The sequence below is a fragment of the Rhodococcus sp. UFZ-B548 genome, assembly GCF_903819475.1.
Taxonomy (GTDB): Bacteria; Actinomycetota; Actinomycetes; order Mycobacteriales; family Mycobacteriaceae; genus Rhodococcus_F; species Rhodococcus_F erythropolis.
Genome location: NZ_CAIJDS010000004.1, coordinates 190,261 through 208,207, shown reverse-complemented (window position 1 = coordinate 208,207; position 17,947 = coordinate 190,261). Strand labels below are relative to the sequence as shown.

At 62.4% G+C, this 17,947-nt stretch carries 16 protein-coding genes; 9 read left to right on the top strand and 7 right to left on the bottom strand.

Going from position 1 to position 17,947, the window contains the following annotated elements; genetic code table 11:
• Positions 1-24: 24 nt before the first annotated feature.
• On the top strand, positions 25-2,568 hold the full coding sequence (locus H7C86_RS06960) for an ATP-dependent Clp protease ATP-binding subunit (RefSeq protein WP_003945604.1): 2,544 nt from the start codon (positions 25-27) through the stop codon (positions 2,566-2,568).
• A 77-nt stretch (positions 2,569-2,645) separates the two neighbouring features.
• Positions 2,646-3,125: a nucleoside deaminase gene (locus H7C86_RS06955; protein ID WP_019746801.1), complete on the top strand. Its 480-nt coding sequence runs from the start codon at positions 2,646-2,648 to the stop codon at positions 3,123-3,125.
• Between the two features lie 57 nt (positions 3,126-3,182).
• Here H7C86_RS06955 and fadD5 read toward each other — a convergent pair whose 3' ends face one another.
• The 3 genes from fadD5 to H7C86_RS06940 form a co-directional block, all read right to left on the bottom strand.
• A complete protein-coding gene (fadD5, locus tag H7C86_RS06950) occupies positions 3,183-4,772 on the bottom strand; it encodes a fatty-acid--CoA ligase FadD5 (RefSeq protein ID WP_030534800.1) in 1,590 nt (529 codons plus the stop codon).
• A gap of 95 nt (positions 4,773-4,867) precedes the next feature.
• Complete coding sequence (locus H7C86_RS06945) at positions 4,868-5,647, bottom strand: enoyl-CoA hydratase (RefSeq protein ID WP_182261295.1); 780 nt, start codon at positions 5,645-5,647, stop codon at positions 4,868-4,870.
• Positions 5,644-6,633 carry a nitronate monooxygenase family protein gene (locus H7C86_RS06940; protein ID WP_182261294.1) on the bottom strand — a complete coding sequence of 330 codons (990 nt, stop codon included), beginning with the start codon at positions 6,631-6,633 and terminating at the stop codon, positions 5,644-5,646. The genes H7C86_RS06945 and H7C86_RS06940 overlap by 4 nt, the downstream gene beginning before the upstream one ends.
• A 338-nt stretch (positions 6,634-6,971) precedes the next feature.
• Between H7C86_RS06940 and H7C86_RS06935 the strand changes: the two genes are divergently transcribed.
• Entirely contained in the window at positions 6,972-8,195 is a 1,224-nt protein-coding gene (locus tag H7C86_RS06935; RefSeq protein WP_172932236.1) for a TetR/AcrR family transcriptional regulator, read from the top strand.
• Positions 8,196-8,293: 98 nt separating this feature from the next.
• Positions 8,294-8,728, top strand: coding sequence for an OsmC family protein (locus H7C86_RS06930; protein ID WP_182261293.1), 435 nt, complete (start codon positions 8,294-8,296; stop codon positions 8,726-8,728).
• On the opposite strand, the gene H7C86_RS06925 is transcribed toward H7C86_RS06930, so the two are convergent.
• Both H7C86_RS06925 and H7C86_RS06920 read right to left on the bottom strand, forming a co-directional pair.
• The gene (locus H7C86_RS06925) at positions 8,703-9,185 is read right to left on the bottom strand and encodes a hypothetical protein (RefSeq protein WP_020906087.1); all 483 of its coding nucleotides are present in this window, start codon (positions 9,183-9,185) and stop codon (positions 8,703-8,705) included. The genes H7C86_RS06930 and H7C86_RS06925 overlap by 26 nt on opposite strands.
• Positions 9,182-9,697 (bottom strand): DUF4352 domain-containing protein, encoded by a 516-nt coding sequence (locus H7C86_RS06920; RefSeq protein WP_182261292.1) that lies wholly within the window; start codon positions 9,695-9,697, stop codon positions 9,182-9,184. The genes H7C86_RS06925 and H7C86_RS06920 overlap by 4 nt, the downstream gene beginning before the upstream one ends.
• A gap of 24 nt (positions 9,698-9,721) precedes the next feature.
• Here H7C86_RS06920 and H7C86_RS06915 point away from each other — a divergent pair, with 24 nt between their 5' ends.
• The 3 genes from H7C86_RS06915 to H7C86_RS06905 are packed head-to-tail and all read left to right on the top strand — an operon-like array spanning position 9,722 to position 12,479.
• Positions 9,722-11,077, top strand: coding sequence for a sensor histidine kinase (locus tag H7C86_RS06915; protein ID WP_070796399.1), 1,356 nt, complete (start codon positions 9,722-9,724; stop codon positions 11,075-11,077).
• Positions 11,078-11,125: 48 nt separating this feature from the next.
• Entirely contained in the window at positions 11,126-11,779 is a 654-nt protein-coding gene (locus tag H7C86_RS06910; RefSeq protein ID WP_019746809.1) for a response regulator transcription factor, read from the top strand.
• A gap of 55 nt (positions 11,780-11,834) precedes the next feature.
• A complete protein-coding gene (locus tag H7C86_RS06905) occupies positions 11,835-12,479 on the top strand; it encodes a DsbA family protein (protein WP_232816808.1) in 645 nt (214 codons plus the stop codon).
• Here the strand turns inward: H7C86_RS06905 and H7C86_RS06900 are convergent.
• Both H7C86_RS06900 and H7C86_RS06895 read right to left on the bottom strand, forming a co-directional pair.
• A complete protein-coding gene (locus tag H7C86_RS06900; RefSeq protein ID WP_182261311.1) occupies positions 12,458-13,726 on the bottom strand; it encodes a GAF domain-containing protein in 1,269 nt (422 codons plus the stop codon). The two genes, H7C86_RS06905 and H7C86_RS06900, sit on opposite strands and share 22 nt — an antisense overlap.
• 95 nt (positions 13,727-13,821) lie before the next feature.
• The gene (locus H7C86_RS06895; RefSeq protein WP_060939456.1) at positions 13,822-14,601 is read right to left on the bottom strand and encodes an acetoin reductase; all 780 of its coding nucleotides are present in this window, start codon (positions 14,599-14,601) and stop codon (positions 13,822-13,824) included.
• A gap of 219 nt (positions 14,602-14,820) precedes the next feature.
• Between H7C86_RS06895 and H7C86_RS06890 the strand changes: the two genes are divergently transcribed.
• Together H7C86_RS06890 and H7C86_RS06885 are read left to right on the top strand one after the other, a co-directional pair.
• The gene (locus H7C86_RS06890) at positions 14,821-15,966 is read left to right on the top strand and encodes a hypothetical protein (RefSeq protein WP_060939437.1); all 1,146 of its coding nucleotides are present in this window, start codon (positions 14,821-14,823) and stop codon (positions 15,964-15,966) included.
• A gap of 140 nt (positions 15,967-16,106) precedes the next feature.
• Positions 16,107-17,942 carry an NAD(P)/FAD-dependent oxidoreductase gene (locus H7C86_RS06885; RefSeq protein ID WP_020968370.1) on the top strand — a complete coding sequence of 612 codons (1,836 nt, stop codon included), beginning with the start codon at positions 16,107-16,109 and terminating at the stop codon, positions 17,940-17,942.
• Positions 17,943-17,947: the final 5 nt, after the last annotated feature.

The window sequence follows — 17,947 nt, the reverse complement described above, 5'->3', positions numbered from 1 at the left end:
CGCCGGAGAGTGTGAGGGAGAGCGATGTTCGAGAGGTTCACCGATCGCGCGCGGCGCGTTGTTGTCCTGGCTCAAGAAGAAGCCAGGATGCTCAACCACAACTACATCGGCACGGAGCACATCCTTCTCGGCCTCATTCACGAGGGCGAAGGTGTTGCAGCCAAGTCGTTGGAGTCGTTGGGTATCTCCCTCGAGGGAGTCCGCAGCCAGGTCGAGGAGATCATCGGCCAGGGCCAGCAGGCTCCGTCCGGTCACATCCCCTTCACACCGCGCGCCAAGAAAGTCCTCGAGCTGAGTCTGCGCGAAGCGCTGCAGCTCGGACACAACTACATCGGTACGGAGCACATTCTGCTCGGTCTCATCCGTGAGGGTGAGGGCGTAGCAGCCCAGGTTCTGGTCAAGCTCGGTGCCGATCTCAACCGTGTCCGCCAGCAGGTCATCCAGCTGCTGTCGGGATACCAGGGCAAGGAGCCCACCGAAACCGGTGGCACCCGCGGAGAGGCCGGCACGCCGTCCACCTCGCTCGTGCTCGACCAGTTCGGTCGCAATCTGACGCAAGCTGCCCTCGAAGGCAAGCTGGACCCGGTCATCGGCCGCTCGAAGGAAATCGAGCGCGTCATGCAGGTTCTCTCGCGTCGTACCAAGAACAACCCGGTTCTCATCGGTGAACCCGGTGTCGGTAAGACCGCTGTGGTCGAGGGCCTGGCTCAGGCAATCGTCAACGGTGAGGTCCCCGAGACCCTCAAGGACAAGCAGCTGTACACGCTCGACCTCGGGTCGCTCGTGGCCGGCAGCCGTTACCGCGGTGACTTCGAAGAGCGCCTGAAGAAGGTTCTCAAGGAGATCAACACCCGCGGAGACATCATCCTGTTCATCGACGAGCTGCACACCCTCGTTGGTGCGGGCGCGGCAGAGGGCGCTATCGACGCGGCCTCCATCCTCAAGCCCAAGCTTGCCCGCGGTGAGCTGCAGACCATCGGTGCTACCACTCTCGACGAGTACCGCAAGTACATCGAGAAGGATGCCGCTCTCGAGCGTCGTTTCCAGCCCGTTCAGGTGGGCGAGCCGACCGTCGAGCACACCATCGAGATCCTCAAGGGTCTTCGTGACCGCTACGAGGCTCACCACCGTGTCTCCATCACGGACGGTGCTCTCGTGGCAGCGGCGACGCTGGCCGACCGCTACATCAACGACCGCTTCTTGCCGGACAAGGCGATCGACCTCATCGACGAGGCGGGCGCGCGAATGCGCATCCGTCGGATGACTGCACCGCCGGACCTGCGCGAATTCGACGATCGCATCGCCGACGCGCGTCGCGAGAAGGAGTCCGCGATCGACGCGCAGGACTTCGAGAAGGCTGCGAACCTGCGTGACAAGGAGAAGACCCTCGTTGCTCAGCGCGCTGAGCGTGAGAAGCAGTGGCGTGCGGGCGACCTGGACGTCATCGCCGAGGTCGACGACGAGCAGATCGCCGAGGTTCTGGGCAACTGGACCGGTATCCCCGTCTTCAAGCTCACCGAGGAGGAGACCACTCGTCTGCTCCGCATGGAAGAGGAACTGCACAAGCGGATCATCGGCCAGGAAGAGGCAGTCAAGTCCGTCTCGAAGGCGATCCGTCGTACGCGTGCAGGTCTGAAGGATCCCAAGCGTCCCTCGGGCTCGTTCATCTTCGCCGGCCCGTCCGGTGTCGGTAAGACGGAGCTCGCGAAGTCGCTCGCCAACTTCCTGTTCGGCGACGACGACGCTCTGATCCAGATCGACATGGGCGAGTTCCACGACCGCTTCACCGCTTCGCGTCTGTTCGGTGCCCCTCCCGGGTACGTCGGATACGAAGAGGGTGGCCAGCTCACCGAGAAGGTGCGCCGCAAGCCGTTCAGCGTCGTGCTGTTCGACGAGATCGAGAAGGCACACCAGGAGATCTACAACACCCTCCTGCAGGTGCTCGAGGACGGCCGTCTCACCGACGGTCAGGGACGTACCGTCGACTTCAAGAACACGGTGCTGATCTTCACGTCCAACCTCGGTACGTCGGACATCTCCAAGGCAGTCGGCCTGGGCTTCAGCTCGGGAACGGGCACGGAGTCGAACTACGAGCGCATGAAGCTCAAGGTTCACGACGAGCTGAAGAAGCACTTCCGTCCCGAGTTCTTGAACCGTATCGACGACATCGTCGTCTTCCATCAGCTCACGAACGAGCAGATCGTTCAGATGGTCGACCTGATGCTCGCTCGCGTCGAGGCGGCACTCAAGAACAAGGACATGGCCATGGAGGTCACCGACAAGGCCAAGTCGCTTCTGGCCAAGCGCGGATTCGATCCGGTACTGGGTGCACGACCGCTGCGTCGCACCATCCAGCGCGAGATCGAGGACCAGATGTCCGAGAAGATCCTCTTCGGAGAGATCGGACCCGGCCACATCGTGCTCGTCGACGTCGAGAACTGGGACGGCGAAGGCTCGGGCGAGGACGCGAAGTTCACGTTCACGCCTACCAAGAAGCCGATCGACGTGCCGGACGCACCGCCGATCGAGCTGACCAAGGCCGGCGAAAGCGAAAGCGCAGCAGAGTAGTACAGCAGAGTAATTAACGAACGGGCGGCACCTCACCGGTGCCGCCCGTTTCGTGTATCACGGGAGAGGGCGTACACATGAACGACATCGAACTGGGTCACCTGCGGCGTTGCGTCGAATTGGCAACGGAAGCATTGGATGCCGGCGACGAACCTTTCGGTTCCGTCCTGGCAGCGGCCGACGGAACATTTCTGGCGGAAGATCGAAACAGGATCGCGGGCGGCGACAACACCCGCCACCCCGAGTTCGAGCTGGCTCGGTGGGCGGCTCAGTATCTGACGCCGGAAGAGCGTTCGACGGCAACGGTATTCACCTCGGGAGAGCACTGCGCGATGTGTTCGGCTGCGCACGCATGGGTGGGCCTCGGACGTATCGTCTACATCTGCTCTTCGGCTCAACTCGGCGACTGGCTCGCGGAGTGGGGCGCGGCCCCGGCGCCGGTGAAGTCTCTGTCCGTCAACGAGGTTGCGCCGAACGTCCCGGTCGAAGGTCCGGTGCCGGAGTTGGTTCCGCTGGTGCGAGAACTGCATCGGAAGTTGCATTCGCAGAGTGCTTGAAAGGCACAGGTTAACGGGCGGCACCCCGCTGGAGGTGCCGCCCGTTTGCGTGTGGAGTCAGGAAACTGCGTCGACCGCTCGAACCTTCTCTCGCAGTTCGCCCTTGACGACCTTGCCGCTTGCATTGCGCGGCAGCGCTTCCACGACGACGATGTCCTTCGGGTGCTTGTAACGCGCGAGACGATCATTGAGGAAGCTGCTCAGTTCCTCGATGGTCAGGTCCACGGCTGAACCTGGCGCCATCGCGACGATCGCTACCGGCACCTCACCCCACTTGGCGTCGGGGCGACCGACGACGGCCGCTTCGACGATCAATTCGTGTTCGTAGAGAACGTTTTCCACTTCGGCGCAGTAGATGTTCTCTCCGCCGGAGATGATCATGTCCTTCTTGCGATCGACGACGTAGACAAAGCCTTCGTCGTCGACTCGAACGAGATCGCCGGAGTGGAACCATCCACCGTGGAAGGCGTCAGCGGTGGCGGTGGGGTTGTTCCAGTACTCGCTCATCATCGTGGGCCCGCGGTAGACGATTTCACCGATTTCACCGGGCGCCACGTCGTCCATGTTCTCGTCGACGACCCTGGCCGAAATGGTCGGGATGACCCGACCGACGGATCCGAGCTTGCGAATCGCATCCTCACCGTCGAGAACGCAAGTGATGGGCGACATCTCGGTCTGACCGAAGACTGCGACATTGAATGCGTCCGGGAAGGTTTCGGCCATTGCCCGCAGGATGGTATCGGACGATGGTGCGGCGCCCCACGAGATGTTCTTCAGCGACAGTGCTCGAGGTTGCGCCTTCTGCACTGCGCACACGGCCTGCCATTGCACGGGCACGAGGAACAAGCTGGTGACCTTCTCGGCTTCGAGAATGTCGAGTAGTTGACCAGGGTCGAATGCGCCGACCGGATGGATCACCGTGGTCGTGCCGAGTTGCAGGCTCGGCGCGATGGAACCGAGGGCCGCGATGTGGAACATGGGCGACGCGCAAAAGCCGATGGAATCGGCATTGAACAGGTGGAAGGCCCTGATACAGGTCAATGCTTGCGAAGACAGGTTGGAGTGGGAGAGCACCGAACCCTTGGGGCGACCGGTGGTTCCCGAGGTGTACATGATGAGTGCAGGAGTGTCGTCCGGGATGTCGACGAACGCGTGCGGCTCGCCCGCCTCGCTGATCAGGTCCTCGTAGTTCAGGCTGTCACCCTCGGCGGGGGCGCCTACGGTGATGGAAATGTCGATACCCTCTGACGCGGCACGCGCCGCTCCGGCCAGTGGAGCCAATGGTCCCTCGGCGACAATGACTTTGGAGCCGGAGTCGTTGACCAGGTACGCGATCTCGGGTGGCGTGAGACGGAAGTTCACCGGAACAGCTATCGCGCCCAATGCGTTGGTCGCGAGCACGATCTCGAGGTATTCGGGGCGATTGAGCATCAGGATGAGCACGCGGTCGCCGAAGCTGACGCCGCGTCGGGCTAGAGCGTCTGCCAGCTTCTCGACGCGTGCGTCGAGGGTGCTCCAGGTGATGGAATCGCCCAAGAATCGCAGCGCGGTGCGATCGGGAATCATCTGCGCATGCCTGGCGATCTGATTGTTCCAGTTGGTGCGGCGTGAACGCTGCGCCTCGGAGACTGCATCGGTGGAGGCCATCGATGGGTTCCTCTCATGCGTGGGTGATTGTGTGACTCAGGCTACAGTGAGCCGTCGATTCTCACAGTGGTTTTGTTAACGAAAATTCGCAACGACTACTTGAAGTGCGGTGCGCGCTTCTGCAGCATCGCCATCGCGCCTTCTTTGAAGTCGTCACCGGTGAGAAGTTCTGCCTGACCGGTATTTTCGAGCTCCAACGCGGCATCGAGGCGGTCCAGCGTCGCTGCATTGAGTGCGCGCTTGGTGAGTTCGAGTGCGCGTCGGGGAGCCTTCGACGTGCGATCGACGACCGAGTCGACGAGTGCGTCGAACGCGTCGTCTGCGATGGTGCGGGACAAGAGCCCGAAACGCTCTGCGTCCTCGGCGGAAACCCGCTCGCCCAGCAATGCCATCTCGGCCGCTCTGGCACGTCCGATCGCTGCCGGCACCAGCGCACTGGCGCCGCCGTCGGGCATCAGGCCGATGTTGACGAACGAGAGGAGGAAATAGGCGCTCGATGCTGCGTACGTCAGGTCCGCGGCCAGGGCGATGGACACTCCGACGCCGGCTGCCGGGCCGTTGACCGCGGCGATCACCGGGACCGGGGCGCTGGTGATGGCGCGAATCAGAGAAGTCGCCGCATCCATGACAACTTTCGGGTCTGCGGGGTTGAGGGCCGCTGCCGCAAGATCGGCTCCGGTGCAGAACGCTCGACCGGATCCGGTGATCACGATGGTACGAACTCTCGGGTCTGCGCCGCCCTCTCTGACGGCGGCTGCGAAAGCAGTCATCGTGGGTAGGTCGATCGCGTTCATCCGCTTCGGGCGGTCGAAGGTCAATCGCAGTACACCGTCGGTGATTTCGGAGCGAAAGCCCGTCTCAGCGGTGGCGGTCATGCCGCGCTCACAGAGGTGACGAATCCGGAAAGCCGTGAGGTGATGAGGTGTTCGGCCTCCGAGACCATGCGGTCGATCATGTCGGCGACGGTCGGGATGTCGTTGATCAACCCTTGGCTTTGCCCGGCGGACCAGATGCCTGCATCGAGATCGCCGTCTTCGAAGACCTTGCGCCCGCGTGCCCCGGCGACCAGATGCTGGATGTCGCTGAACTGCGCGTCGCCGCGCGCCTCGATGTCGACGACTTCGGCGCTGATCGCATTCGCTGCTACGCGTGCGGTGTTGTGCAGAGTCCGGAAAATCAGCTTGGTGTCACGCTCGGTGTTGGCGACTATCTGCTCTTTAACCGATTGTGCTACAGGAGATTCCACGGTGCACATGAATCGAGTTCCCATGTTGACGCCGTCTGCTCCGAGCGCAAGCGCCGCGACGAGTCCGCGGGAATCTGCGATTCCGCCTGACGCGATCACCGGAATCGTGAGTTGCTGCGTGGCCGCCGGAATCAGAATCAGCCCTGGTATGTCGTCTTCACCTGGGTGTCCGGCGCATTCGAAGCCGTCGATGCTGACGGCGTCGACGCCCAGTCTCTCGGCCTTGACCGCGTGACGAACTGCAGTGCACTTGTGGATCACCTTCACGCCCGCGTCCTTGAAATGCGGAAGATGATCGATCGGATTGGAACCGGCCGTCTCGACGATCTTGATCCCGGATTCGATGATCGCCTGGCGATATTCGGCGTACGGCGGCGGCGTGATCGACGGCAGAATCGTGAGATTGACGCCGAAAGGCTTGTCGGTGAGATCGCGGGTCCGAGCAATTTCCTTGACGAGATCTTCCGGAGTGGGTTGGGTAAGGCCGGTCAGGAACCCCAGGGCACCGGAATTTGCCGTGGCCGCAACAAGTTCTGCGCGTCCTACCCACATCATGCCGCCCTGCACGATCGGATGGTCTACGCCGAACATCTCGGTGAAACGAGTGCGAATCATCTGCTCACAACTACTTTCTTACGATCGGTCAATCGGCATCGAACCCTATTGCAGGCGAAGAAAAATCCTGCGCTGCATGGAACGAGCCCGCCAGCGGACTGCGTGCAAGTTTGTGCGAATCATCACTAACATAACACCGGTGTGAGAGCGGGTGTCAAGACTCTTTTTCCGGAATCCGTCCGCCGTGACAGCCGCGTTGTAGGGTTTCGGGTGAAGCCGTACCGGGCGCGAATTGCGACCTTCGCGACGGTTAACATGGTCCGTTCGGACTCGCGCCCGTAGAAGTGCGGTGCAGCGGACGAAGGCAGTGGAAGAAAGCAACGGAAGTGGAGGGTCAGGTGCCCGGACAGACACGCGTCTCCGTGAGCGGCAGTGGCTCTGCACCACGAACGCGTCCGAAGAATCGGAAGGCCCAAATCGCGGCCGCTGCCGCGGAGGCATTCAGTGAACGTGGCTACCACGCGGTCGGCATCGACGAGATCGCCGCGAAGGTCGGAATCTCCGGGCCGGCCCTCTATCGTCATTTCCCCACGAAATACGCGCTGTTCGTCTACACCGTGAACAACCTGACCCAGGCGTTGCTGGATGCCAGCGATCCCGCGGTACACGGAAACGACGATCCACGCGAGCAGTTGAACTCCACCATGGTGGGGGTCATCCGCGCGACGATCGAGAATCGGCGTAGGGGAGGGCTCTACCGTTGGGAGGGCCGGTACCTGGTCGACGAGGATCGTGAGCAATTGCGGGAGGGAATGCGCACGCTCAATCTTCGGATTGCCGAGCCGTTGGCCGCAGTGCGCCCGGAACTGGACCCGGCCGACGTCGAGCTGATCGCACCGGCTGTGCTCAGCGTGATCGCCAGTATCACCGGTCATCGATCGGCGTTGTCCGCCAAGCAGATCGAATCGTTGATTCTCACAGCTTGTTGGTCGGTGATCGGCGTCGAGTTGCCCGTTGGTGCGAAGGGCGGCGGCAAGAAACAGGCGCCCGAACGCAAACCCGGCCTTGCCCGGACGTCGAAACGTGAAGTGCTGCTTCAGGAAGCCGTATTGCTGTTCTATCAGCGCGGCTATCACGACGTGAGTATCGAGGAGATCGGCGCCGCAGCGGGTATCAACGCGTCGAGCGTGTACCGGCACTTCGCGAGCAAGGCCGATCTACTCGCCGCGGCTTTCCACCGGGCGTCCGATCGCCTGACGATGACGTTGGGTTCGGCGTTGGCGGAGTCGGAGACACCACTCGCGGCCGTAGAGACATTGGCCAAGATGTACGTCGAGGTGTCGTTCGGCAGAAGCGAACTGTTGGCAGTCTATTTCGCCGAGATCGGCAGCTTGCCGGACCGGTCGCGGACCGAGTTGCGGAACATCCAGCGGCTCAACGTGGAGGAGTGGGCGCACTTGTGCGTCGAGGCGCGGCCGGAGTTGACGATCGTCCAAGCGCGGTTCCTCGTCCACGCGGCGCTTGGTCTGGTGTTCGACATCGGCAGGATCGTGCACTTTTCCTCGGAGAACTCCGCGCAAGCACGCGTCGAGAAATTGCTGACCGCGACTCTCCTGGGGTAGCGCAGTCCGAAACAGTAGGTGTGACTTCACGTATCGCGGGTAGGTTCGTGATCGCAAGGCGTTCACCGAATCATGTGAAGACGGAAGTAGGGACAGCAATGCCAACTCGTACCGCACGCACCGCCTGGAACGGCACCCTCGAAGCCGGGTCGGGACAGGTCGAACTCACCAGCTCGGGTGTCGCGACCTTCGATGTGTCGTTCCCCAAGCGCGCAGCTGAGGAAGCCGGCGGAACCACCAGCCCCGAAGAACTGATCGCCGCGGCACATTCGTCCTGCTACGCGATGCAGTTGTCGGCACTGATCGCCGAGGCCGGCGGAACCCCGCAGAGCCTCGACATCACCGCAGACGTGTCGCTGGGCCCCGACACGGTCGGCTTCAAGCTCACCGGAATCAAGCTCACCGTTCGCGCCGAGGTCGACGGCCTCGACGCCGACGGTTTTGCCAAGGTTGCCCAGGCGGCCAAGGAAACGTGCCCGATCAGCAAGGCACTGACCGGCGTCGACATCACGTTGGATGCGGCACAGGACTGATCACCTCGTGCTCGGGCGCCCCCTGCGGCGCCCGAGTGCGGTTGTGTGTGACGACCAGGTAGCTTGCGAACAATATCGGGAGCACCCACAGATCCGAGGGATCACGAAAGACCACGATCGGCAAGAGCTCGCCGCGGAATCCTCCTGCGGTCCAGCGGAAAAACCCGATCACCCACTCGTACGCGTCGCCGATCGGCGAGACCGTCTTCACCGCGGCGAAGCCGATGCCCGTGACCGCGATGGACCAGGCGATCGCTGCTCGCCCCGCCAGCTTTCGTCTGAGCACCTCGAGAACCGAGAGCAGAAGCAAGGGAAACAGGAACACGCCGGCGACGTCGGACAGCTTGCCCGTCATCGTGTTCCCGAATGCCCCTTTGAGTACGTGGTCGTTGACCAAGATGACGGCCACCGAGACCAGCGCCCACGGACTCAGCAGCAGATCGCCCGGGCGGTTCACGACAGGTTGATGGTTGCCGAGCCGGACGAGAACAGGTCGCACTTGAACTGAAGGCGAAGACCGGTGGCGGCTTCGGGGACCTCGTACGCCAGTTCGCCTCGCTTGGCTGCACCCGGCGCAAGCTCTCCGTCGACACTCGACGTGCTGCTGTCGGTGAACGTGATGTTGTACGACTTGTTGGTCGAGTCCTGCAGTTCGAAGCACATCATCGATGACACGGTCGACGGCTTGTCGCTGTTGCTGGTGACCTCGGTGTCGACCACGACGTAGCGGTTTCCGGGATCCGCGGTGATGAACTGATTGGTCGAGACATAGGGATCGACAACGCCGTGTACCTGGACGCGCCAGTCGCCCAGTTCGACGACGTCACCGATGCCGAAGGCAGCCGCGGGTGCGGCGGAAGAACCGTTGTCGTCGACCTTCTTCGCTTCGTCGGTCTCGCCAGAGGCGATGGTTGCGAACAGGGCTGCGCCGACGGCGAGGAGGGCGAGGGGAGTACGGAGTGATCGCATGATGTGCGCCTTTCGAGAGTTGGTATGGCACAAGTCAACGATGTGGGGACCGCTCACCGCTTCGGTCGAAAGATCGGGGAGCCTCATCCTTTCGGTCGGAGCTTGACGGTTCGTCCACCCGTTCGGCTGATTCGAGGCGTCGGTGGCGGTGGATACGCTTGCTCGGTGATCACCACCAAAGGAACCGTTGTGCGACGACGCGTATGGACTACCGCCGCCGTCGCGTTCAGCCTTTTCTGTTCCTTCATGACGGTGGGCATCGCAGGCGCGTCGGGAAATATGCCACCGGCATTGGTCGGGATCGGGTTCGTCCTGGGCGTGGCCGGTGGGATATCGCTTGTCTGGCGCCATCAACATCCCTGGGTGGTTCTGGCGATCACGCTGGTCGGCCCGCTGTTCTTCCCCACCGATGCAACGGCGGCGCTCATCGCGTTGTTCGCCGTTGCTCGGATCGCGCGTGGGCCTCGGCTTGCAGCAGCCGCGGCAGCTGTCTTCGTCGTGTGCGGAATTTCGTTGACCTACGACGCTTTTCGAAATCGTGAATACTCCGTTCTCACGATGGGCACCGCGAAACCCAAAGACGGTTCGGTGGTTGTTCAATACGACGTCGCCATCTGGATCCCGTGGCTCGTCGCTGCCGTCATGGTCGGCATTGTCGTGGCGCTCTCGCTCCTGATTCGGACCAGAACCGAACTCGTCGAGGCAGAGCACGTACGGGATCTGGCCACCGAGAAAACCGACGTGATGCGCGACGAGATGATTCGCACCGAGGAACGAACGCGGATCGCTCGAGACATGCACGACACGATCGCGGCCAGTTTGAGCCGGATCTCGTTGTTCGCCGGCGGGTTGCAGGTCAGCGCGGCAGACAATCCCGAGAAGGTCGTCAACACCGCAGCGATGATCAGAACCGCCGCGCACGAGGCTTTGGACGAATTGAAGGGAATCGTCGGAGTGCTCAGGGGAAGCGGTGATCGCCGCGAACACGGTGGGCACCAGGGGATCGACGCGATCGGTGACCTGGTCAACAGTGCACGCGCGGCAGGCATCCACTGCCGTCTCGAATCCGAGTTGCTCCCGGGTGATGTCGGAATGTTGGCGGGGCATGTCTGTTATCGCGTCGTTCAGGAATCGTTGACCAACGTCCAGAAGTACGCGAGCGACCAGATGCTCGTCATTTCCGTGACCGGGTCGCCGCACGACGGAATCCGCATCCTCGCACGCAACAAGCTGAGCGAGCTTGCACCCATGACGTCGATCGGTTCTCGATCCGGCCTACGCGGGTTGGCCGAACAGGCGCGAGAGATCGGCGGCAAGGTGGAGGCAGGCGCGTTGGGGGACGATTTCCTCGTCAGTTGCTGGGTGCCCTGGTCGTCGTAGCCCTCCCACCCTCTAATTGTCGGGGGCGCTGGGTAATCTGAGCGCACTATGGACGCTGACTCGCGCATCACAGTTTTGATCGTCGACAACGACGCGTGGGTTCGGCGCGGGATGAAGGACATCCTGGAAGCAGCGCCGGACATCGTGGTGGTTGCCGAGGCCGAGGACGGCGATCAGGTCGCAGCCAAGGTCACTCGTTTTCGTCCCCACGTGGTGCTGATGGATCTGAAAATGGCACGGGTCGGTGGCTTGGAGGCCACGCGTGAATTGATGACCATGAGCAATCCACCGAAGGTCATTGCCATGACCGCCTTCGACGTCGACGACATGGTTGTGCAGGCAGTCGAGGCGGGCGCGCACAGTTTCCTGAGCAAGGACGCAGCTCCGCAGGCGTTCCAGCAGGCAGTGCGGGTGGTGGCGTCGGACCACTCGTTGTTCAGTTGCGATTCTCTGCGCGCCATCGTGGCCTCGTCGCCGCGTCGGCAAGCGCCCGATCAGACTCCGCTCGCTTCGCTCACCGAGCGCGAGCGCGAAGTGCTGACAATCCTGGCGACAGGCGCGGCCAACAGTGTCATCGCGGAGCGGCTGTACCTCGGTGAGACCACCGTCAAGACGCATATCTCTTCGCTGTTCGCCAAGCTGGGTGTGCCCAACCGCGTGAGTGCATCGTTGATCGCGTTCCGGTGTGGCCTGGTCACGTGACTCGGGACTAATCCCGACCCTGTTCGTTGTTGCACCTTCGGTGACTGATCAAATCGTGATTGACCAAGACGTGACCATCGAAGTGTGGTCGGACGTCGCTTGTCCGTGGTGCTACATCGGAAAGACCAGGTTCCTCTCGGCGCTGGATCGTTTCGAGAACAAGGACCGCGTCAACGTCATCTGGCGCTCGTACCAGCTCGCTCCGGAGACCCCGGTGGGAGAGGGGCGAACCGAACTCGACGCCTTGGTCGAAATGAAGGGGATGGCGCCTGATCAGGTACGTCAGATGTTCGCCCACGTCAGCGCGACGGCCGCCGAGGTCGGGTTGACCTTGGACTTCGAAACCGTGATCGCCGCCAATACCTTTGATGCGCACAGGTTGCTGCATCTCGCGGGTGAGCGGCAGAACGAACTCCTCGAAGCGCTGTTCAAAGCGCACTTCAGCGACGGCAAGGTGATCGACGACCGTGAGGTGCTGGTCGAGCTGGCCGTGAGCGTCGGCCTCGACGCCGATGTCGTGCGCGAGCAACTGGGCTCCGATGCCGCAGCGGAGGCTGTCCGCGAAGATCTGTCCATGGCCCGCCAACTGCAGGTCAGCGGCGTTCCGTTCTTTGTCGCCAACCGTGCGGTTGCCGTGTCCGGCGCTCAGCCCGAAGAGGTGTTTCTGCAGTTGCTCACTCAGGCCTCCGAACCGGCCTGAGAAAGGCGAGCGGCACGCACAGCCGGGGCGTTCGAAAACGGCAACAGATGTGCGCCGTTCACAGGGCAGGACAAGGTCACGTGCGCTGCATCGACGAACCGGTACGGCTGCGCTGCAACAACTCCGGCGAGGTTCTTTCGCAGACGCGACATCTCGGCCCGCGCGGTCACCGTGCGGGCCGGGTCGCCGAACAGATCTTGCGCCAACCGCGATGCAGTCAGTCCCCGTCTCTCGGATCCGAGGAGGAACAGAATCTCCGCATGTCGTTGGGTGGGGGCGTATGCCCATTCGCCGAAACCCGACGTGACTGTCACCGACATGTTCTCGGAATCGCGCAGATCGATATGCACCGTGGGCGCGCTGATTCTCTCGCCGGTGGTGATCGGTCTAACCAGCCACCCGCCGGGAAGCGGATCCAGTTCGCACAGGCCCAGGGCCGGGAACCATGTCCTGCCGGGAGCCAAAGCTGCGGGGAGCAGCACGCGCGAGCGATGAGGTAACGCGTCGACCGCTGCGACCCATCCGTGGGTGTCGATCACCAGTGCGGGTGATCCGCTTCGTGCAAGCATCGGCCCTGCAACAGAACGTAGTTGATCGAGATTGTCCCGATGCTTGTCGCGCAGGTGTGATTGAGCGAGGCGTGCGACGGCGTCGACCAGAGCGAGCGTCGTGGGATGGACGGTCTTGGCAGGACCACTGATGTCGACGACGCCGATGACACGGTCGTCCCGCGGATCGCGGATGGGCGCCCCCGCACACGTCCACGGATGATGGCTGCGCGCATAGTGTTCCGCCGAGAAGATCTGAACCGCCTGTCGTGACACCAATGCCGTTCCGATGGCATTGGTGCCGACGCTGTCCTCCGCCCAGCTCGCCCCTTCGACAAATCCCAGACGCGCAGCTTGGTCCAGTACGCGATGGGAACCGCTGCGCCACAGTACAGTTCCGCGAAGATCTGCGACGACCATGATGTTCTCACCGCTCGCGGTGACCGATTCGAGTCCGCGTGTCACGTCGTCGAGTACGTCGTACAGTCCGGACTCACGACGACGGAGATCGAGTTCGGCGACGTCCATCGACGGTTCGACCCGGCTGTGCTCGGGATCGATACCGAGTTCGCGCAGGCGCTGCCACGATTGGCGCACCACGTCCCTTGGGCGGGCCGGTGCGCGGTCTCCGGCCATCGTCGCGTCGTACACCGCGGCGAGGGTCCTCGCGTAGTCGCGAGGATCCTCGCCGGGCGGCATCGCAGGCTCTGGCAACCGCTTTTTCAGTGAAGACACCGCTTTCGGCGAAGACACCGCTTTCGGCGAAGACGCCGCTTTCAGTGAAGACACCTCGGTCAGCGGTAGACGAGACCGCCGTCGATGAGACCGGCCTGCCCGGTCATGTAGTCGGAATCGGGCCCAGCGAGGTAAGAGACGAAACCGGCTACGTCGTCGGGGGTTTCAGCTCGACCCAGCGCAATTCCGCCGACGAACTTCTCGTAGGTGGCGCCCTCTGGCGCACCGGTCAACTCGGCGAACCTCTTGTCGATCGTCACCCACATGTCGGTGCCCACGACGCCGGGGCAGTACGCGTTGACGGTGATTCCGTCGGACGCGTATTCCTTGGCCGCAGCCTGAGTGAGGGCCCTGACCGCGAATTTTGTTGCGCTGTAAACACCTAACATGGCGAACCCGTCATGACCGGCGATGGACGACGCGTTGATGATCTTTCCGCGCTGACCGAGCGCCTGGAACTTTGCCGCTGCGGCTTGAATTCCCCACAGGACACCGTCGACGTTGACGCTCCAGATCTTGGAGACCTCTTCCGGCGTCGCATCGGAGATCGGGCCGACGAGAGCGATTCCCGCGTTGTTGACGATGACGTCGAATCCGCTCAACTCACTGTGCGCGTGTTCGACTGCGGCGTGAACCTGCGCGCGATCGCTGACATCGGAGATAAACGTCGTCGCACGACGACCGATCTGTCTGATCTCGTCGGCAACCGCATCCAGCTTGGTCTGGTCGAGGTCGACCAACGCGATGTCGGCGCCGTCGTGGGCGAGGCGGAGAGCGATTCCGCGTCCGATTCCTTGGCCGGCGCCGGTGACCAGTACTACCTTGCCCGTGATGCTCATGCAGATCTCCTCGTAAGCAGTGAACCAGTCGGTTGTGAACCGGTGAGTGATTTGTATGTGACGGCGACCACAATGCGGAAGGGTTGCACCGTGTTGCAATTCCGGAAAATCGGACAGCAGTTGCAACCCTCGGCAACCCTCCCGGTACCCCGCGCGACGGTTCCATAGTTGCGCCACCACTTCGCGAATCATCTTGCGAGACAATCTGGGAGAGGGCACATGACCGCTACAGTCGACACACCCACGGAACCGGCCACGCCGAGCCGACAACCGTCACGCCGCTGGATCGGGTTCGGGATCGCGAACCTCGTGATCGTTCTCGTGCTGGCCGTGGCGAGTTGGTACCTTCTGGCCGATCCGACCACCAGTCCCTGGAGTTTCTATCCTCTGCCGTTCAACGCGGCGCTTTTCTGGGCAATCCTTTTTGTTGTGTTCATCGGCTTCAATTGCGAGTTCGCCGGCTTCGATCGACTCCCACAGCCGGCGAAAGGCTTGGCGATCATGGTCGCGACCGCGGTCTTCGCCGTCGTGGTGACGTGGCTCCTGGCAAACGGCTTGGGGAGTTTGTACCCGGATTTCGCGGCCGATCGTGAGGGCGGCCTCGGATATTTCGCGGGTGCGCTGTTCGTGCTCTTCGGCTTCGGGACCTGGGTGATGGTGGTCCTGAACTGGCAGCATTGGCCGTGGACTTCCCTCGGGATGAAGCAGCCGTTGGTGGGTTTGTGTGAGATCGCGTTTGTCGCCGTCCCGACGCTGGCGCTGTACTTCGTGTTCGGTCTGCCGTCCGTGTCGCTGTCCGCCACGGATCCGTTGATGACCGTCGACACCGCACTCGGATGGTTCTACTGCGTCGTGGTGGTCGTGATCCTGACTGGCCAGACGCTCGACAACTGGCCGTGGCGACTGTTCGGCGGCGGCGGTAAGACGGCGCTCGCAGCCACGATCGGTAACTTCGCCGTCGGAACCGGCTTGTACTTCGTGGCACTTCCGGTCGTGAAGGTGTTGGTGGGAAGCGATGCCGTTGCCGAGTTGGGTGGTGTGGTCCATCAGTTCCCGGCGCAGCTCGGTGTGTGCTGGGCCTTCTGGATGATCTTCTGGGCCAACGCCTTCGGTAACAAGCCCACGGGCTTTGCGGACGGGGTCAACCTGGCGATCCGCGCGCTGCTCACGTTTGCGCTCGCGGTGGTCACATTCTTGTTCTATTACCGCTTTGCGGCAGAGCACATTCTTCACGAGCCGGCAGTTGTCGACGGATTGCACGGCAATGCACTGGGTTTCGTGGACTGGGCCGTGTTGTGGACGCTGTTCTACGTCGTGGGATTTCAGTCGCTGGGACTCGGCAAATTCAAGCCTACTGAGGGGTGAGTCGGTTGCCCGCACATCGGTGCGGGTAACCGGTATCGGGCGGCGGCACCGCGCCCGCTGATTGCAACAGACTGCAACGCTTGTGACCGGGGCCACTTATGGGATGTGCTGTGTGTCACATTCACAAACAAGGAGAAGTGATGACGCAAACCATCGATTCCGCAGTCACCCCCGAGGTGAAGTTGACGGCGGTGACACCTCAGGAACGCGTCGACGCCTGGCTGGCGGATTTCGAGTCGGCCCTCGCGGCTCGTGACATCGAGCGTGTGGCAGGCAAATTTGCACTCGACAGCTTCTGGCGAGACTTGGTGTCGTTCACCTGGAACATCAAGACCGTCGAAGGTCGCGAGCAGATTGCCGACATGCTCTCCGAGCGTCTCGACGACACCGATCCTTCGGGATTCCGGACCACCGAGACACCCGACGAAGCCGACGGCGTCACGTCGGCCTGGATCGAATTCGAGACTGCAACCGGTCGCGCGCACGGGCACCTTCGTTTGAAAGGAGATGAAGGTTGGACCCTGCTGACGTCGTTGCAGGAATTGAAGGGACACGAAGAAGGTAAGGGCACTCGCCGGCCTCGTGGAGCGAAGCACGGAGCGGACCCGAACCGCATCACGTGGGCCGAGCAGAAGGAGATCGAGGATCGCGAACTGGGTTACACCACACAGCCTTACGTCGTGATCGTCGGCGGCGGCCAGGGAGGCATCGCCCTCGGTGCCCGGATGCGCCAACTCGGAGTTCCGGCCATCGTGATCGACAGCCACGAGCGGCCGGGCGACCAGTGGCGTGGACGCTACAAGTCCCTGTGCCTGCACGACCCGGTTTGGTACGACCACCTGCCATACATGCCGTTCCCCGACAACTGGCCGGTGTTCGCGCCCAAGGACAAGATCGGCGACTGGCTCGAGATGTACACCAAGGTCATGGAGGTTCCGTACTGGAGTTCCACGACCTGCACCTCTGCGTCGTTCGACGAGAAGACCCAGGAATGGACCGTCGAGGTCAACCGCAACGGCGAGAAGCTGACGTTGCGTCCCAAGCAGTTGGTGATGGCGACGGGTATGTCCGGCAAGGCCAACGTTCCGACGTTCCCCGGGCAGGACAAGTTCCTCGGCGATCAGCACCACTCGAGCAAGCACCCCGGCCCGGATCAGTACGTGGGCAAGAAGGTCGTCGTGATCGGGGCCAATAACTCCTCGCACGACATCTGCGGCGCACTGTGGGAGAACGGCATCGACGTCACGATGGTGCAACGCAGCTCGACGCACATCGTGAAGTCGGATTCGCTGATGGATTTGGGCTTGGGCGATCTGTACTCGGAGCGAGCACTGGCCGCGGGCATGACGACACACAAGGCAGACCTCACGTTCGGTTCGCTGCCGTACCGGATCATGCACGAGTTCCAGATCCCGGTGTACGACGCAATCCGTGAGCGCGACAAGGATTTCTACGATCGCCTCGAGAAGGCGGGCTTCGAGCACGACTGGGGTGACGACGGTTCAGGTCTGTTCATGAAGTACCTACGACGCGGCTCGGGTTACTACATCGACGTCGGCGCGGCCGAACTGGTCGCGAACGGGGACATCAAGCTCGCGCACGGCAACATTCGTGAGCTGACCGAGAACAGCGTGATCCTCGAAGACGGTACGGAATTGCCTGCCGACGTGGTGGTCTACGCGACCGGCTACGGCTCGATGAATGGCTGGGTGGCGGATCTGATCGGTCAGGACACCGCCGACAAGGTCGGCAAGGTGTGGGGCCTGGGGTCGAACACCACCAAGGATCCGGGACCGTGGGAAGGCGAGCAGCGCAACATGTGGAAGCCGACGCAGCAGGAAGCGCTGTGGTTCCACGGAGGCAATCTGCACCAGTCGCGCCACTACTCGCTGTACTTGGCGTTGCAGTTGAAGGCGCGCTACGAGGGCATCCCGACGCCGGTGTACGGACTGCAGGAAGTGCATCACCTGAGCTGAAATAG

What these genes read in the sequence shown, in the direction of transcription:
- H7C86_RS06940 (WP_182261294.1), bottom strand. Translation starts at nt 6,633, where the DNA reads ATGATTCGCACTCGTTTCACCGAGATGTTCGGCGTAGACCATCCGATC.
- H7C86_RS06960 (WP_003945604.1), top strand. Translation starts at nt 25, where the DNA reads ATGTTCGAGAGGTTCACCGATCGCGCGCGGCGCGTTGTTGTCCTGGCT.
- H7C86_RS06915 (WP_070796399.1), top strand. Translation starts at nt 9,722, where the DNA reads ATGGCACAAGTCAACGATGTGGGGACCGCTCACCGCTTCGGTCGAAAG.
- H7C86_RS06900 (WP_182261311.1), bottom strand. Translation starts at nt 13,726, where the DNA reads ATGCCGCCCGGCGAGGATCCTCGCGACTACGCGAGGACCCTCGCCGCG.
- H7C86_RS06930 (WP_182261293.1), top strand. Translation starts at nt 8,294, where the DNA reads ATGCCAACTCGTACCGCACGCACCGCCTGGAACGGCACCCTCGAAGCC.
- fadD5 (WP_030534800.1), bottom strand. Translation starts at nt 4,772, where the DNA reads ATGGCCTCCACCGATGCAGTCTCCGAGGCGCAGCGTTCACGCCGCACC.
- H7C86_RS06885 (WP_020968370.1), top strand. Translation starts at nt 16,107, where the DNA reads ATGACGCAAACCATCGATTCCGCAGTCACCCCCGAGGTGAAGTTGACG.
- H7C86_RS06890 (WP_060939437.1), top strand. Translation starts at nt 14,821, where the DNA reads ATGACCGCTACAGTCGACACACCCACGGAACCGGCCACGCCGAGCCGA.
- H7C86_RS06910 (WP_019746809.1), top strand. Translation starts at nt 11,126, where the DNA reads ATGGACGCTGACTCGCGCATCACAGTTTTGATCGTCGACAACGACGCG.
- H7C86_RS06955 (WP_019746801.1), top strand. Translation starts at nt 2,646, where the DNA reads ATGAACGACATCGAACTGGGTCACCTGCGGCGTTGCGTCGAATTGGCA.
- H7C86_RS06895 (WP_060939456.1), bottom strand. Translation starts at nt 14,601, where the DNA reads ATGAGCATCACGGGCAAGGTAGTACTGGTCACCGGCGCCGGCCAAGGA.
- H7C86_RS06920 (WP_182261292.1), bottom strand. Translation starts at nt 9,697, where the DNA reads ATGCGATCACTCCGTACTCCCCTCGCCCTCCTCGCCGTCGGCGCAGCC.
- H7C86_RS06945 (WP_182261295.1), bottom strand. Translation starts at nt 5,647, where the DNA reads ATGACCGCCACCGCTGAGACGGGCTTTCGCTCCGAAATCACCGACGGT.